Origin of the sequence: Sporosarcina gallistercoris (assembly GCF_050459885.1) — a bacterium.
Lineage (GTDB): Bacteria > Bacillota > Bacilli > Bacillales_A > Planococcaceae > Sporosarcina > Sporosarcina gallistercoris_A.
The window spans coordinates 272,446-286,220 of sequence record NZ_JBCMNO010000012.1; the positions used below are offsets into that span (position 1 = coordinate 272,446).

Annotated in this window: 24 protein-coding genes; all 24 read left to right on the plus strand. The window is 44.7% G+C overall.

The features are described from left to right. Nucleotides 1–59: 59 nt before the first annotated feature. The 24 genes from tuf to ABE021_RS08785 all read left to right on the plus strand — a co-directional run bounded on the left by tuf (nt 60) and on the right by ABE021_RS08785 (nt 13,393). Complete coding sequence (gene tuf / locus ABE021_RS08670) at nt 60–1,247, plus strand: elongation factor Tu (protein ID WP_430288096.1); 1,188 nt, start codon at nt 60–62, stop codon at nt 1,245–1,247. Between the two features lie 944 nt (nt 1,248–2,191). After that, complete coding sequence (gene rpsJ / locus ABE021_RS08675; RefSeq protein WP_025783865.1) at nt 2,192–2,500, plus strand: 30S ribosomal protein S10; 309 nt, start codon at nt 2,192–2,194, stop codon at nt 2,498–2,500. Nucleotides 2,501–2,546: 46 nt separating this feature from the next. Beyond that, nucleotides 2,547–3,176 carry a 50S ribosomal protein L3 gene (gene rplC / locus ABE021_RS08680; protein WP_191688678.1) on the plus strand — a complete coding sequence of 210 codons (630 nt, stop codon included), beginning with the start codon at nt 2,547–2,549 and terminating at the stop codon, nt 3,174–3,176. A 25-nt stretch (nt 3,177–3,201) separates the two neighbouring features. Further along, on the plus strand, nt 3,202–3,825 hold the full coding sequence (gene rplD, locus ABE021_RS08685; protein WP_323691774.1) for a 50S ribosomal protein L4: 624 nt from the start codon (nt 3,202–3,204) through the stop codon (nt 3,823–3,825). Further along, nucleotides 3,825–4,109: a 50S ribosomal protein L23 gene (rplW, locus tag ABE021_RS08690; RefSeq protein ID WP_430288097.1), complete on the plus strand. Its 285-nt coding sequence runs from the start codon at nt 3,825–3,827 to the stop codon at nt 4,107–4,109. Before rplD ends, rplW begins: the two co-directional genes overlap by 1 nt. Before the next feature lie 27 nt (nt 4,110–4,136). Continuing rightward, the gene (gene rplB / locus ABE021_RS08695) at nt 4,137–4,967 is read left to right on the plus strand and encodes a 50S ribosomal protein L2 (RefSeq protein WP_430288098.1); all 831 of its coding nucleotides are present in this window, start codon (nt 4,137–4,139) and stop codon (nt 4,965–4,967) included. A 60-nt stretch (nt 4,968–5,027) separates the two neighbouring features. Further along, nucleotides 5,028–5,306 (plus strand): 30S ribosomal protein S19, encoded by a 279-nt coding sequence (gene rpsS, locus ABE021_RS08700; protein WP_191688675.1) that lies wholly within the window; start codon nt 5,028–5,030, stop codon nt 5,304–5,306. A gap of 19 nt (nt 5,307–5,325) precedes the next feature. Beyond that, nucleotides 5,326–5,670: a 50S ribosomal protein L22 gene (rplV, locus tag ABE021_RS08705; RefSeq protein WP_191688674.1), complete on the plus strand. Its 345-nt coding sequence runs from the start codon at nt 5,326–5,328 to the stop codon at nt 5,668–5,670. 3 nt (nt 5,671–5,673) lie between these two features. Next, on the plus strand, nt 5,674–6,330 hold the full coding sequence (gene rpsC, locus ABE021_RS08710; RefSeq protein WP_430288099.1) for a 30S ribosomal protein S3: 657 nt from the start codon (nt 5,674–5,676) through the stop codon (nt 6,328–6,330). Nucleotides 6,331–6,332: 2 nt separating this feature from the next. Next, nucleotides 6,333–6,767 carry a 50S ribosomal protein L16 gene (rplP, locus tag ABE021_RS08715; RefSeq protein WP_430288101.1) on the plus strand — a complete coding sequence of 145 codons (435 nt, stop codon included), beginning with the start codon at nt 6,333–6,335 and terminating at the stop codon, nt 6,765–6,767. After that, nucleotides 6,757–6,957 carry a 50S ribosomal protein L29 gene (rpmC, locus tag ABE021_RS08720; protein WP_025783856.1) on the plus strand — a complete coding sequence of 67 codons (201 nt, stop codon included), beginning with the start codon at nt 6,757–6,759 and terminating at the stop codon, nt 6,955–6,957. Before rplP ends, rpmC begins: the two co-directional genes overlap by 11 nt. 17 nt (nt 6,958–6,974) lie before the next feature. After that, nucleotides 6,975–7,238 (plus strand): 30S ribosomal protein S17, encoded by a 264-nt coding sequence (gene rpsQ / locus ABE021_RS08725; protein WP_025783855.1) that lies wholly within the window; start codon nt 6,975–6,977, stop codon nt 7,236–7,238. A gap of 39 nt (nt 7,239–7,277) precedes the next feature. Then, complete coding sequence (rplN, locus tag ABE021_RS08730; RefSeq protein ID WP_025783854.1) at nt 7,278–7,646, plus strand: 50S ribosomal protein L14; 369 nt, start codon at nt 7,278–7,280, stop codon at nt 7,644–7,646. A 34-nt stretch (nt 7,647–7,680) separates the two neighbouring features. Then, entirely contained in the window at nt 7,681–8,040 is a 360-nt protein-coding gene (gene rplX, locus ABE021_RS08735; protein ID WP_191688673.1) for a 50S ribosomal protein L24, read from the plus strand. 27 nt (nt 8,041–8,067) lie between these two features. Next, nucleotides 8,068–8,607 (plus strand): 50S ribosomal protein L5, encoded by a 540-nt coding sequence (gene rplE / locus ABE021_RS08740; protein WP_025783852.1) that lies wholly within the window; start codon nt 8,068–8,070, stop codon nt 8,605–8,607. Nucleotides 8,608–8,628: 21 nt separating this feature from the next. Further along, nucleotides 8,629–8,814 (plus strand): 30S ribosomal protein S14, encoded by a 186-nt coding sequence (gene rpsN / locus ABE021_RS08745; protein WP_025783851.1) that lies wholly within the window; start codon nt 8,629–8,631, stop codon nt 8,812–8,814. A gap of 28 nt (nt 8,815–8,842) precedes the next feature. Continuing rightward, entirely contained in the window at nt 8,843–9,241 is a 399-nt protein-coding gene (gene rpsH, locus ABE021_RS08750; protein WP_191688672.1) for a 30S ribosomal protein S8, read from the plus strand. Between the two features lie 30 nt (nt 9,242–9,271). Then, nucleotides 9,272–9,811, plus strand: a complete 540-nt coding sequence (gene rplF, locus ABE021_RS08755) for a 50S ribosomal protein L6 (protein WP_430288103.1) — start codon at nt 9,272–9,274, stop codon at nt 9,809–9,811. 33 nt (nt 9,812–9,844) lie between these two features. Further along, nucleotides 9,845–10,207 carry a 50S ribosomal protein L18 gene (gene rplR, locus ABE021_RS08760; protein WP_430288104.1) on the plus strand — a complete coding sequence of 121 codons (363 nt, stop codon included), beginning with the start codon at nt 9,845–9,847 and terminating at the stop codon, nt 10,205–10,207. A gap of 22 nt (nt 10,208–10,229) precedes the next feature. Continuing rightward, the gene (gene rpsE, locus ABE021_RS08765; protein WP_191688669.1) at nt 10,230–10,730 is read left to right on the plus strand and encodes a 30S ribosomal protein S5; all 501 of its coding nucleotides are present in this window, start codon (nt 10,230–10,232) and stop codon (nt 10,728–10,730) included. Nucleotides 10,731–10,743: 13 nt separating this feature from the next. Next, complete coding sequence (gene rpmD, locus ABE021_RS08770) at nt 10,744–10,926, plus strand: 50S ribosomal protein L30 (protein WP_040285498.1); 183 nt, start codon at nt 10,744–10,746, stop codon at nt 10,924–10,926. A gap of 32 nt (nt 10,927–10,958) precedes the next feature. Next, a complete protein-coding gene (gene rplO / locus ABE021_RS08775) occupies nt 10,959–11,399 on the plus strand; it encodes a 50S ribosomal protein L15 (RefSeq protein ID WP_025783845.1) in 441 nt (146 codons plus the stop codon). Continuing rightward, nucleotides 11,399–12,691 carry a preprotein translocase subunit SecY gene (secY, locus tag ABE021_RS08780; protein ID WP_430288105.1) on the plus strand — a complete coding sequence of 431 codons (1,293 nt, stop codon included), beginning with the start codon at nt 11,399–11,401 and terminating at the stop codon, nt 12,689–12,691. The genes rplO and secY overlap by 1 nt, the downstream gene beginning before the upstream one ends. A 48-nt stretch (nt 12,692–12,739) precedes the next feature. Next, nucleotides 12,740–13,393 (plus strand): adenylate kinase, encoded by a 654-nt coding sequence (locus tag ABE021_RS08785; RefSeq protein ID WP_430288106.1) that lies wholly within the window; start codon nt 12,740–12,742, stop codon nt 13,391–13,393. The last annotated feature ends 382 nt before the right edge of the window (nt 13,394–13,775 follow it).

The following is a 13,775-nucleotide window of genomic DNA, read 5'->3' on the forward strand; positions in this document are numbered from 1 at the left end:
GCCTTCGCTCCATAACTATAAAACTAAAATCATACTCAATTTAGAGGAGGAACTCCAAAATGGCTAAAGAAAAATTCGATCGTTCCAAAACGCACGCTAACGTTGGTACAATCGGTCACGTTGACCATGGTAAAACAACTTTGACTGCTGCAATCGCAACAGTACTTGCAAAGCGCGGTGGCGGAGAAGCACGTTCATACGCTGACGTTGATAACGCACCAGAAGAAAAAGAGCGTGGAATCACAATCAATACTTCACACGTTGAATACGAAACAGCAACTCGTCACTACGCACACGTAGATTGCCCAGGTCACGCCGACTATGTTAAAAACATGATCACAGGCGCTGCTCAAATGGACGGCGGAATCCTAGTTGTATCTGCAGCTGACGGCCCAATGCCACAAACTCGTGAGCACATCCTTCTTTCACGTCAAGTAGGCGTACCTTACTTGGTAGTCTTCATGAACAAATGTGACATGGTAGACGACGAAGAACTTCTTGAGCTAGTTGAAATGGAAATCCGTGATCTTCTTTCTGAATACGACTTCCCTGGCGATGACATTCCTGTTATCAAAGGTTCAGCACTTAAAGCGCTTGAAGGCGAAGAAGCATGGGAAGAAAAAATCGTTGAACTTATGGACGCTGTTGATAGCTATATCCCAACTCCAGAGCGCGACACTGAAAAACCATTCATGATGCCTGTCGAGGATGTATTCTCAATCACTGGACGCGGTACAGTTGCAACTGGCCGTGTTGAGCGTGGACAAGTTAAAGTCGGCGACACTGTTGACATCATCGGTTTGACTGAAGAGCCTAAATCTACAACTGTAACTGGTGTAGAAATGTTCCGTAAGCTTCTTGACTATGCAGAAGCTGGCGACAACATCGGAGCATTGCTTCGTGGTGTAGCACGTGAAGACATCGAGCGTGGACAAGTACTTGCTAAGCCAGGTACTATCACGCCGCACACAAACTTCAAGTCTGAAGTTTACGTTCTATCAAAAGAAGAAGGTGGACGTCACACTCCATTCTTCTCAAACTACCGCCCGCAGTTCTACTTCCGTACAACTGACGTAACTGGAATCATTTCTCTTCCAGAAGGCGTAGAAATGGTTATGCCTGGCGACAACGTTGAAATGACAATTGAACTGATCTCTCCAATCGCGATTGAAGAAGGTACTAAATTCTCAATCCGTGAAGGTGGACGTACAGTTGGAGCTGGCGTTGTAGCTACAATCGTTAAGTAAAACCTTTAAACCCGCCCTTGTGGCGGGTTTTTTAATGGGTTGAATTCCTGCACTAACATCAATCGAGAATAGGTGTTAGGAAGGGATATTGGGAGATGGCAATAGGTTGTATTGAAATGCGGATGAGCTGGCTTTCGAGTTCATAATTAGTGGAAAGTAATCATAAACAAGGGAAAGCGCTCATAAGCCGTTGAGAATGCTCATAAACAAGGGAAAACGCTCATAAGCCGTTGAGAATGCTCATAAACAAGGGAAAGCGCTCATAAGCCGTGGAGAGTGATCATAAACAAGGGAAAGCGCTCATAAGCCGTGGGAGAGTGATCATAAACAAGGGAAAGCGCTCATAGGCCGTGGGAGAGTGATCATAAACATCGAAAGTTGTTTGTAAATAAGAAAACAAATCATAGGTTTCATAACTCGTTCAACTCCCAGTGATCCTCGCTGATTAAATCAACCGACTTCACTCAGTCCCACAAAATAACCCCTACATTCAAAACCAATTGATTAATGATGACGAAGTAAACCGCAGCCCAAGAGAAAACGACTCACAATTAATTTTGAGGCGGCCTTCATCAGAGACAGTCCATTTCAAAAATATTTTAAGTGAAGTGCAGTAAACCCAAGTGACAAAATCATCTTAAAAAGGCATTTTGTAAAGAGCAAGCATGTATCAGATACTCTCCTTTGGAAAAACGTCTTACTTGCAAACAATCTCAACAAATTAGTTGCATCTATCGCCATTTCGTAATATACTATAAAAGTTGTTAAAGAATATCGCTAAACCTATTGCGACATTCTTTTTTTATGTGTATAATGTTTAGTGTTGGTCTTTGACTGCGATGAAGCGGGAGGTTACCGACACACCCGGCCGCTTTGCCATGGCATGTGTGTAGGAAAATTTCCGTGGAGAATGTCTAGAAAATAGGCGAGAAGGAGGGAAAATAATGGCAAAACAAAAGATTCGTATCCGTTTGAAAGCTTATGATCACCGTGTGCTTGATCAATCAGCTGAAAAGATTGTAGAAACTGCAAAGCGTTCCGGAGCTAGTGTATCAGGTCCGATTCCATTGCCGACAGAACGTTCGGTGTACACAATTCTTCGTGCGGTCCACAAATACAAGGACTCACGTGAGCAGTTTGAAATGCGTACTCACAAGCGTCTGATCGATATCGTCAATCCGACACCACAAACTGTAGACGCTTTGATGAAGCTTGACTTACCATCTGGCGTAGACATTGAAATCAAACTTTAATGGCAAATTATAATACTAAAAACAAATTAATCAGGAGGTGTGACAAATGACCAAAGGAATCTTAGGAAGAAAAGTCGGTATGACGCAAATTTTTGCTGAAAACGGCGATTTGATCCCCGTAACTGTAATTGCAGCTGCTCCAAACGTTGTTCTTCAAAAGAAGACAATCGAAACAGACGGCTACGAAGCAATCCAGCTCGGGTTCGAAGACAAACGTGAAAAGCTTTCCAACAAACCAGAAATGGGCCACGTTGCAAAAGCTGAAACGACACCTAAGCGCTTCATTCGCGAATTCCGCGGAGTCGACGTAGCTGGGTACGAAGTTGGTCAGGAAGTCAAAGTCGATACATTCGCAGAAGGCGAAATCATCGATATCACAGGAGTATCAAAAGGTAAAGGTTTCCAAGGTGTCATTAAGCGTCACGGTTTCTCACGTGGACCAATGAGCCACGGATCTAGACACCACCGCGCACCAGGTTCAATCGGTTCGGTTGATGCTCAACGTGTATTCAAAGGTAAAAAAATGCCAGGCCGTATGGGTGGCAAAACAGTAACAATCCAAAACCTTGAAATCGTACGAGTTGACACAGAGCGCAACTTGCTACTAGTAAAAGGTAACGTTCCAGGTTCACGTAAATCACTTGTAGAAGTGAAAAGCGCGATCAAAGGGAACTAATTAACGAAGGAAGGAGGAAATACTAATGCCAAAAGTATCCGTAGTGAATCAAACTGGATCTGCAGCAGGCGAAATCGAATTGAGTGAACTTGTATTCGGAATTGAGCCGAATGAAGCAGTCCTTTTCGAAGCATTGGTTCAACAACGCGCATCATTGCGTCAAGGGAACCACAAAGTTAAAACTCGCGCTGAAGTAGCTGGCGGTGGTCGTAAACCATGGCGTCAAAAAGGGACAGGTCGTGCTCGTCAGGGCTCAATCAGATCTCCACAATGGCGTGGAGGCGGTATCGTATTCGGACCAACACCACGTAGCTACAGCTACAAGATGCCGAAGAAAGTCCGTCGTCTTGCACTTCGATCTGCTTTATCTTCAAAAGTACGTGACGAAGAAATGGTCGTATTAGAAGCTTTGGCTTTCGATGCACCAAAGACAAAAGAATTCACGAAAGTGCTGAAAGACTTGTCTATCAGCAAAAAAGCATTATTCGTAACTGCTGACCTTGATGAAACAGTAGCATTGTCTGCTCGTAACATCCCTGGAATCAGCGTCGTTACAGCTAACGGTATCAACGTTCTAGATCTAGTTGGTCACGATCAACTAATCTTGACTAAAGATGCTGTCAAAAAAATCGAGGAGGTGCTTGGTTAATGGAAGCACGTGATGTATTGAAGCGTCCGGTCATTACCGAGCGATCTTCTGAAGCTATGGAATTCAACAAGTACACTTTCGAAGTTGATACTCGTGCAAACAAAACGCACATCAAACAAGCTATCGAAGAAATCTTCGGAGTAACAGTGGAAAAAGTGAATGTCCAGAATTACAAAGGTAAATTCAAACGTATGGGTAAACATGCTGGTTACACGAACAAGCGCCGTAAAGCGATTGTTACGTTAACTGCTGACTCTAAAGACATCGAATTATTCGAGGTCTAATCACAATAAACGAAGGAGGGAATACAAATGGCGATTAAGAAATACAAACCTACCTCCAACGGACGCCGTAACATGACGACTTCAGATTTCGCTGAAATCACTGCAAGCAAGCCGGAAAAATCTTTGCTTGAGCCAGTCAAACGTAAAGGCGGCCGTAACAACCAAGGTAGGATTACAGTTCGTCACCAAGGTGGAGGCCACAAGCGCCAATACCGTGTCATCGACTTCCAACGCCGGAAAGATGGCATACCAGGACGCGTTGCTACGATCGAATACGATCCGAACCGTTCTGCTAACATCGCATTGATCAACTATGCTGATGGAGAAAAGCGTTATATCTTAGCTCCAAAAGGATTGACAGTTGGAACGACAATCATGTCAGGACCTGAAGCGGATATCCGTGTAGGGAACGCGCTTCCACTTGAAAACATTCCAATGGGTTCTACTATTCACAACATCGAGATGAAACCTGGTAAAGGCGGACAATTAGTTCGTTCAGCTGGTACATCTGCACAATTGCTAGGCCGTGAAGGCAAATACGTCATCATCCGTCTGCAATCTGGTGAAGTTCGTATGATCTTGTCAGCTTGCCGTGCTACAATCGGTCAAGTGGGTAACGAGCAACACGAACTCATCAACATCGGTAAAGCAGGACGTTCACGCTGGATGGGTAAACGCCCAACTGTACGTGGATCTGTCATGAACCCGAACGATCACCCACACGGTGGTGGTGAAGGACGTACTCCAATCGGTCGTCCAAGCCCAGTTACACCTTGGGGCAAGCCAACTCTTGGTTACAAAACTCGTTCTAAGAGAAACAAATCCGACAAACTTATCGTTCGTCGTCGCAAAAAATAATGTGATTGCACTGCGGTTCAATGGTTGGGCCGTAGTACGAACACAAAGGGAGGTAACGAAATGGGCCGCAGCTTGAAAAAAGGACCTTTCGCAGATGATCATTTGCTTAAAAAGGTCGATGCTCAAAAAGATGCACAAAAGAAACAAGTCATCAAGACTTGGTCACGTCGTTCTACAGTGTTCCCATCCTTCATCGGATTGACAATTGCTGTATATGACGGACGCAAACACGTACCTGTCTACATCACTGAAGACATGGTCGGCCACAAACTAGGTGAGTTCGCACCTACCCGTACTTACAGAGGCCACGGTGCCGATGATAAGAAAACGAAACGCTAATTGAGAGGAGGAATTTCTGATGCAACAAGCTAAAGCATCTGCGCGCACAGTCCGTATTGCTCCTCGTAAAGTCCGATTAGTCGTTGATCTTATCCGGGGCAAGAAAATCGGTGAAGCTGTCGCGATTCTACGTTTGACGCCAAAAGCGGCATCTCCAGTCGTAGAAAAAGTATTGAATTCAGCTATCGCTAATGCTGAGCACAACTACGAAATGGATCTAGAGAACCTAATTGTTAGCGAAGTATTCGTTGACGAAGGTCCTACTATGAAACGTTTCCGTCCACGTGCGCAAGGCCGTGCGAGCGCGATTAACAAACGCACAAGCCACATCACTGTAGTGGTATCTGAAAAGAAGGAGGGATAATTCGTGGGTCAAAAAGTACATCCTAACGGTCTGCGGGTCGGTATAATTCGTGACTGGGATTCGAAATGGTATGCAGAAAAAGACTATGCGACTCTCTTGCACGAAGACCTTAGAATCCGCAAATACATCGAAACACGGTTAGTAGACGCTTCAGTTTCTAAAGTAGAAATCGAGCGAGCTGCGAAGAAAGTAAACATTACAATTCACACAGCTAAGCCTGGTATGGTTATCGGTAAAGGTGGTACTGAAGTGGAAGCACTTCGTAAACAGCTTAACGAAATCTCTGGCAAGCGTGTACACATTAACATCGTTGAAATTAAGCGTGCTGATCTTGACGCGAAATTGGTTGCAGAATCAATCGCTCGTCAACTAGAAAGCCGCGTATCATTCCGCCGCGCACAAAAGCAGGCTATCCAACGTACAATCCGTTCTGGAGCAAAGGGTATCAAAACTCAAGTATCCGGACGTCTTGGCGGAGCCGACATCGCGCGTGCAGAACACTACAGCGAAGGAACTGTCCCACTTCATACACTTCGTGCAGATATCGATTATGCACATGCTGAAGCTGATACAACATACGGTAAACTTGGCGTTAAAGTATGGATCTATCGTGGAGAAGTCCTTCCAGTGAAGAAGAACTCTGGGGAAGGAGGCAACTAATCATGTTAGTACCAAAGCGAGTAAAACATCGTCGTGTATTCCGCGGCAAAATGCGCGGACAGACAAAAGGCGGCGCAACGGTTCAATTCGGGGAGTTCGGCCTTCAGTCTCTTGAGGCTGCATGGATCACGAATCGTCAAATCGAATCAGCACGTATCGCAATGACACGTTACATGAAACGTGGCGGTAAAGTTTGGATCAATATTTTCCCACACAAATCGTATACTAAGAAGCCTCTCGAAGTTCGAATGGGTTCTGGTAAAGGTGCTGTTGAGGGATGGGTAGCAGTAGTAAAACCTGGCCGAGTTATGTTTGAAATCGCAGGCGTATCTGAAGATACAGCTCGTGAAGCACTCCGCCTTGCAGCGCACAAACTTCCTGTTAAGTGTAAGTTTGTAAAACGTGAAGAAATTGGTGGTGAATCTAATGAAAGCTAATGAAATCCGTGACTTGACAACTGCAGAGATCGAGCAAAAAGTGAAATCACTGAAAGAAGAGCTTTTCAACCTTCGCTTCCAGTTAGCGACAGGACAATTAGAAAACACTGCACGCATCCGTGAAGTACGCAAATCGATTGCGCGCATGAAAACAGTAATACGTCAAAGAGAAATCAGTGCAAATAACTGATGAAGGAGGTTGCAGCCATGACTGAGCGTAACCAACGCAAAGTATACACAGGCCGTGTTGTTTCCGACAAAATGGATAAAACGGTAACGGTAATGGTAGAAACACACAAAAAGCATTCTTTGTATGGCAAGCGTGTAAAGTATTCTAAAAAATATAAAGCACATGATGAAATGAACGAAGCTAAAATCGGCGATGTAGTCCGTATTATGGAAACTCGTCCGTTATCAGCTACAAAGCGTTTCCGCCTTCTAGAAGTAGTCGAAAAAGCGGTCATCATCTAATAACGTTCGGAACACAGTATCCGAGGGGAGGTAACCAAATTGATTCAACAGGAATCCCGCATGAAAGTCGCAGATAACTCTGGCGCACGTGAAGTGCTTACAATTAAAGTTCTTGGCGGTTCAGGCCGTAAAGTTGCTAACATCGGCGACGTAGTCGTTGTTACAGTTAAGAAAGCAACACCAGGTGGCGTTGTTAAGAAGGGTGAAGTCGTTAAAGCGGTTATCGTTCGTACTAAGAGCGGTATGCGTCGTAAAGATGGATCTTATATCACATTCGATGAGAATGCTTGTGTCATCATTCGTGACGACAAGAGCCCTCGTGGAACACGTATTTTCGGACCAGTTGCACGCGAATTGCGCGACAGCAACTTCATGAAAATCATTTCTCTTGCTCCAGAAGTACTTTAATTAAGAGCAGTGCCAATCAAGGAGGTGCAACAGAATGCACATTAAAAAAGGCGATAAAGTAAAAGTTATCTCTGGGAAAGACAAAGGGAAGACAGGTGTCATCCTTTCAGTATTCCCGAACAAAGAACGAATCCTCGTTGAGGGCGTGAACATTGTCAAAAAGCATACAAAGCCTAACCAAGCGAATCCGCAAGGTGGTATTGTAAGCCTTGAAGCTGCAATTCACGTTTCTAACGTAATGTTTGTTGATCCTAAGTCTGGCGAACCAACACGTATCGGTTACAAGTTCGAAGAAAAAACCGAAGGCGATAAGACATTCCGTATTAAGTCTCGTGTTGCTAAGAAGTCCGGCGAAGTCATCGACCAAATTAGTAAAAAAGAACTCAAAAAATAACTCTCTAAGAAGGGAGGTTCTTCTGTTATGAGCCGATTAAAGGATAAATACCAAAAAGAAATCACTCCTGCTCTCATGAGCAAGTTCAACTATACATCTGTAATGCAAGTACCTAAAGTTGATAAGATTGTTATTAACATGGGTGTTGGCGACGCGGTTCAAAACACAAAAGCACTTGATGCTGCTGTGGAAGACTTGACAATTATCTCAGGTCAAAAGCCAGTCGTAACTAAAGCTAAGAAATCTATCGCTGGATTCCGTCTTCGTGAAGGAATGCCTATCGGAACAAAAGTTACTCTACGTGGAGAACGCATGTATGAGTTCCTGGACAAGTTGATCGCAGTATCACTTCCACGTGTACGCGATTTCCGTGGCGTATCGAATAAATCATTCGACGGACGCGGTAACTACACACTTGGTGTGAAAGAACAACTGATTTTCCCGGAAATTGACTTCGATAAAGTGTCTAAAGTACGCGGAATGGATATCGTCATCGTTACGACTGCCAACTCAGACGAGGAAGCTCGTGAGTTGCTAGCGCAGTGCGGCATGCCGTTCCAAAAGTAAACATAAGGGAGGCGTAAAAACGTGGCTAAAAAATCAATGATCGCAAAACAGAAACGTACACCAAAGTTCCAAGTCCAAGAATATACACGTTGTGAGCGCTGTGGGCGTCCGCACTCAGTATATCGGAAGTTTAAACTTTGCCGTATTTGTTTCCGCGAACTCGCATACAAAGGACAAATTCCTGGCGTTAAAAAAGCAAGCTGGTAAACCCCATTCTGGGAAGGAGGTTAATGTAATGACAATGAGTGATCCGATCGCAGATATGCTTACTCGCATCCGTAACGCCAATATGGTTCGTCACGAGAAGCTTGAAGTACCTGCTTCAAACCTTAAAAAAGAGATCGCAGAAATCCTCAAACGTGAAGGTTTCGTCCGCGACGTAGAATATGTGGAAGACAGCAAACAAGGCATCATCCGCATTTTCCTTAAATATGGTAAAAACGAAGAACGCGTAATCACTGGACTCAAGCGTATTTCTAAGCCTGGTCTTCGTGTATATGCAAAGTCGACAGAAGTTCCAAGAGTGTTGAACGGACTAGGTATCGCCCTTGTTTCAACATCTAACGGTCTTTTGACTGACAAAGAAGCTCGCGCTAAACAAGTTGGCGGAGAAGTCGTCGCTTACGTTTGGTAATCTGTAACAATTGAATGGAGGTGCAAACTAATGTCCCGAATTGGTAAACGTCCAATTGAGGTGCCTGAAAATGTAACAGTTACAATCGATGAGAATAACTTCGTTACAGTTAAAGGACCGAAAGGCGAACTTACAAATACATTTATGAATGACATAAAGATCGAACAAGAAGGTAACGTGATCACTTTGACACGTCCATCTGAATCGAAAGAACACCGTTCGATGCACGGTACTACACGTTCGCTTCTAGCAAACATGGTAACTGGAGTATCAACTGGTTTCGAGCGTGCGCTTGAACTAGTAGGTGTCGGGTATCGTGCTCAAATGCAAGGTAAGAAACTTGTATTGAACGTAGGTTACTCACAGCCGGTTGAATTCACACCGGAAGAGGGCATCGAAGTTGAAGTGCCTGCTAACACTAAAATTATCGTTCGCGGTACTAACAAAGAACGCGTTGGTGCCCTTGCTTCTAACATCCGCAAAGTACGTCCACCAGAGCCGTATAAAGGTAAAGGTATTAAGTACGAAGGCGAAGTTGTTCGACGCAAAGAAGGTAAAACAGGTAAATAATGCCGCGTAGGCATCTGGAAGGAGTGACCTCGAGTGATCACAAAACAAGATAAGAACGTTGTTCGTAGAAAACGGCATTCACGTGTCCGTACAAAAATCAACGGTACTGCTGAGCGTCCTCGCTTGAACGTATACCGTTCAAACAAACACATCTATGCACAGCTTATTGATGATGCAAACGGTGTAACACTTGCAAGCGCATCTACAATGGATAAAGAATTCTCAGCGGATTCTTCATCCAATGCAGACGCAGCTATTAAAGTGGGCGAATTGATTGCGAAAAAAGGGATAGAAAAGAACGTCAAAGTTGTCGTATTCGACCGCGGAGGCTATCTATACCACGGCCGCGTTAAAGCACTAGCTGACGCTGCACGCGAAAATGGACTTGAATTTTAATTAAGAAGGAGGGACATATTCCATGCGTCGTAATGAACAAAACAAAAGTGAATTCGAAGAGCGCGTAGTTACCATCAACCGCGTAGCTAAAGTTGTAAAAGGCGGACGTCGTTTCCGTTTTACTGCTCTAGTCGTTGTTGGTGATAAAAACGGCCGCGTTGGTTTCGGAACTGGAAAAGCGCAAGAAGTTCCAGATGCAATCCGTAAAGCAATCGAAGATGCGAAAAAGAACCTAATCGAAGTACCAATGGTCAAAGGCACAACGCCTCACCAGATCATCGGACATTTTGGAGCAGGCAACATTCTCATCAAACCGGCTGCACCAGGTACAGGCGTTATCGCCGGCGGACCAGTCCGTGCGGTACTTGAACTTGCAGGAATCACGGATATCCTTTCTAAATCACTTGGATCTAACACACCAATCAATATGGTACGTGCTACAATCCAGGGATTGACGAATTTGAAGCGTGCTGAAGATGTAGCACAGCTACGTGGCAAATCCGTAGAAGAACTGTTAGGTTAAGGGGGGAAACACAATGGCAAATAAACTTGAAATCACCCTTACTAAAAGCGTGATTGGCGCTAAGCCAGCACAACGTAAAACAGTTGAAGCACTTGGACTTCGCAAAATGAACCAAACGGTTGAGCACCAGGATAATGTCGCAATCCGCGGCATGATCAACAAGGTCAGCCATTTGGTAACTGTCAGCGAACAATAATCAGTTATTCTTGAATAAGGAGGTGCCGAAAGATGAAATTACACGAAATGAAACCTGCAGAAGGTGCTCGTAAAGAACGCAAACGTGTTGGTCGTGGTATGGGGTCTGGATCAGGTAAGACATCTGGCAGAGGTCATAACGGTCAAAACTCTCGTTCAGGCGGTGGTGTACGTCTTGGATTCGAAGGTGGTCAACTTCCACTTTTCCAACGTCTACCTAAGCGCGGATTTACGAACATTAACCGTAAAGAATATGCCATCGTAAATCTTGAGACGTTAAATCGTTTCGATGAAGGCACAGAAGTAACACCAGAATTGTTGATTGAAACAGGTATTGTGAGCAATGAGAAATCCGGTATTAAGATTCTTGGTAATGGGACTCTTGAGAAGAAGATTACTGTCAGAGCTCATAAATTCTCTGCTTCTGCTAAAGAAGCGATCGAGAAAGCGGGCGGGCAAGTCGAGGTGGTATAATGTTTCAGACAATCTCAAACTTCATGCGAGTAAAAGAGATACGGTCTAAAATTATTTTCACACTGCTATTGCTCATCGTATTCCGTCTCGGTACGTTCATCACGGTACCGAACGTGGATGCGACTGCGCTCCAGCAATCGGACAATCAATTTATTGGATTCTTGAACATCTTTGGCGGAGGAGCGCTTTCCAAGTTCTCGATCTTTGCCATGGGGATCATGCCTTACATCACAGCTTCAATCATCGTGCAGCTTTTGCAGATGGACGTTGTACCGAAGTTTTCAGAGTGGGCTAAACAAGGTGATGTCGGAAGACGTAAACTTGCTCAATTCACTCGCTACTTCACCATGATTCTTGCGTTTATCCAAGCGATTGCAATGTCATTTGGATTTAACCAAATGTTCCAAGGAAGACTTGTTGAAGACAATGGAGTTTCGACTTATATCGTCATTGCTCTAGTGTTGACTGCGGGTACCGCATTCCTTCTCTGGCTCGGCGAGCAGATTACAGCGAAAGGTGTCGGTAATGGTATTTCAATCATTATCTTCGCCGGAATCGTTGCTGGTATTCCGAATGCGATCAACCAATTGTATGTATCACAGATCCAAGATGCAGGGGACGCTTTGTTCCTTCGTATTGCTATGATGGCTTTGTTACTAGTTGCAGTTGTTGCAATTACAGTTGGCGTGATTTACTTCCAAGAAGCGCTGCGTAAAATTCCAATTCAATATGCAAAACGGGTGACGGGTCGCGGGCAGTCTTCTGCCGGACAACAAACGCATCTACCATTGAAACTGAACGCTGCAGGGGTTATCCCGGTCATCTTTGCGGTTGCGTTCTTTACAACGCCGCAATTACTTGGCACGTTCTTCAGTGACAACAGTACTGTTGCTGCTATTACACGAGTGCTCAACTACTCGCATCCAGCTGGCATGGCACTGTATATCGGTCTGATCGTTGCCTTCACGTACTTCTATGCATTTGTTCAGGTTAACCCTGAGAATGTAGCAGATAACTTGAAGAAACAAGGGGCTTATATCCCTGGGATTCGTCCTGGTCAGAACACACAGGACTATTTGACGAGCACGCTCTATCGACTGACGTTTGTCGGATCGATTTTCCTTGCTACTGTCGCAGTTCTGCCGATTATCATTATTGAAATTGCAAATCTTCCACAGTCCGCTCAAATCGGTGGTACCAGCTTGCTGATCGTTGTCGGGGTTGCCCTCGAAACTATGAAGCAACTTGAATCACAATTGGTTAAGCGTCACTACAGAGGATTTATGAAATAAATTCAAGTGAAGTTCTCTCCGCTTGAATATCGATGGAGGGCAAGGCGTATGAACATCGTATTAATGGGTCTGCCTGGTGCCGGTAAAGGAACTCAGGCTGACAAAATTGTCGAAAAGTACGGAATCCCTCATATTTCTACAGGCGATATGTTCCGTGCTGCGATACAAGAAGGCACGGAACTTGGAGTCAAAGCTAAATCGTATATGGATCAGGGCGCACTTGTCCCTGATGAAGTTACGATTGGTATTGTCAGTGAGCGTCTTCGCAAACCTGACTGTGATAACGGTTTTCTACTGGATGGTTTCCCACGTACTGTTCCTCAAGCGGAAGCGCTTGATGGCATACTTGAAGGAATGTCCCGGAAAATCGAACATGCACTTAACATCCAGGTAGACAAAGAACTCCTTGTTGCTCGGCTGACGGGTCGCCGGATCTGTAAAGTTTGTGGAACGTCCTATCACCTCGAATTCAACCCGCCAAAGGTTGAAGGCGTCTGTGATAAAGACGGTGGCGAACTCTATCAAAGAGCTGATGACAATCCGGAAACCGTCACAAACCGTCTGGAAGTAAATATGAACCAATCTGCACCGCTGCTATCGTTCTACGATGGAAAAGGCGTGCTGACAAACATTGATGGTCAGCAAGACATTAATGACGTATTTCACGACGTGGATGCTGTGTTAACTACTCAGCTTCACTAAGCCTTTCCGAAGCATGCAGACGTCAGGGCATCACGTCCGGCAGCGTTCTGCTGTACGGAAGGAGCAAATGATTAGAATGAGCTGCAAAAGCAATTGATGCTAAGCTGGAATTCGGCCACAGTCGGCAGGTAGATGCTCGATACTTTACACATGCATTTTCTTGTTTTTCGGAGTATAATGTGTTGTTGTGAGTGGGTTTGCTGTCTTATGACAGATAAATCAGAAGCGCACTGTCGGTCATGTTTGAACCGATTTGAAGTTCCAGACAACATTTCGGGACCGGCAAACTGGCATGAATTGTGATTTGCGTCTTTTCGAACATCACTCGCGCATACCGGACATATGTTGAAGGAGCTTGTAAAGCGACTGATGCCGCTCGGAA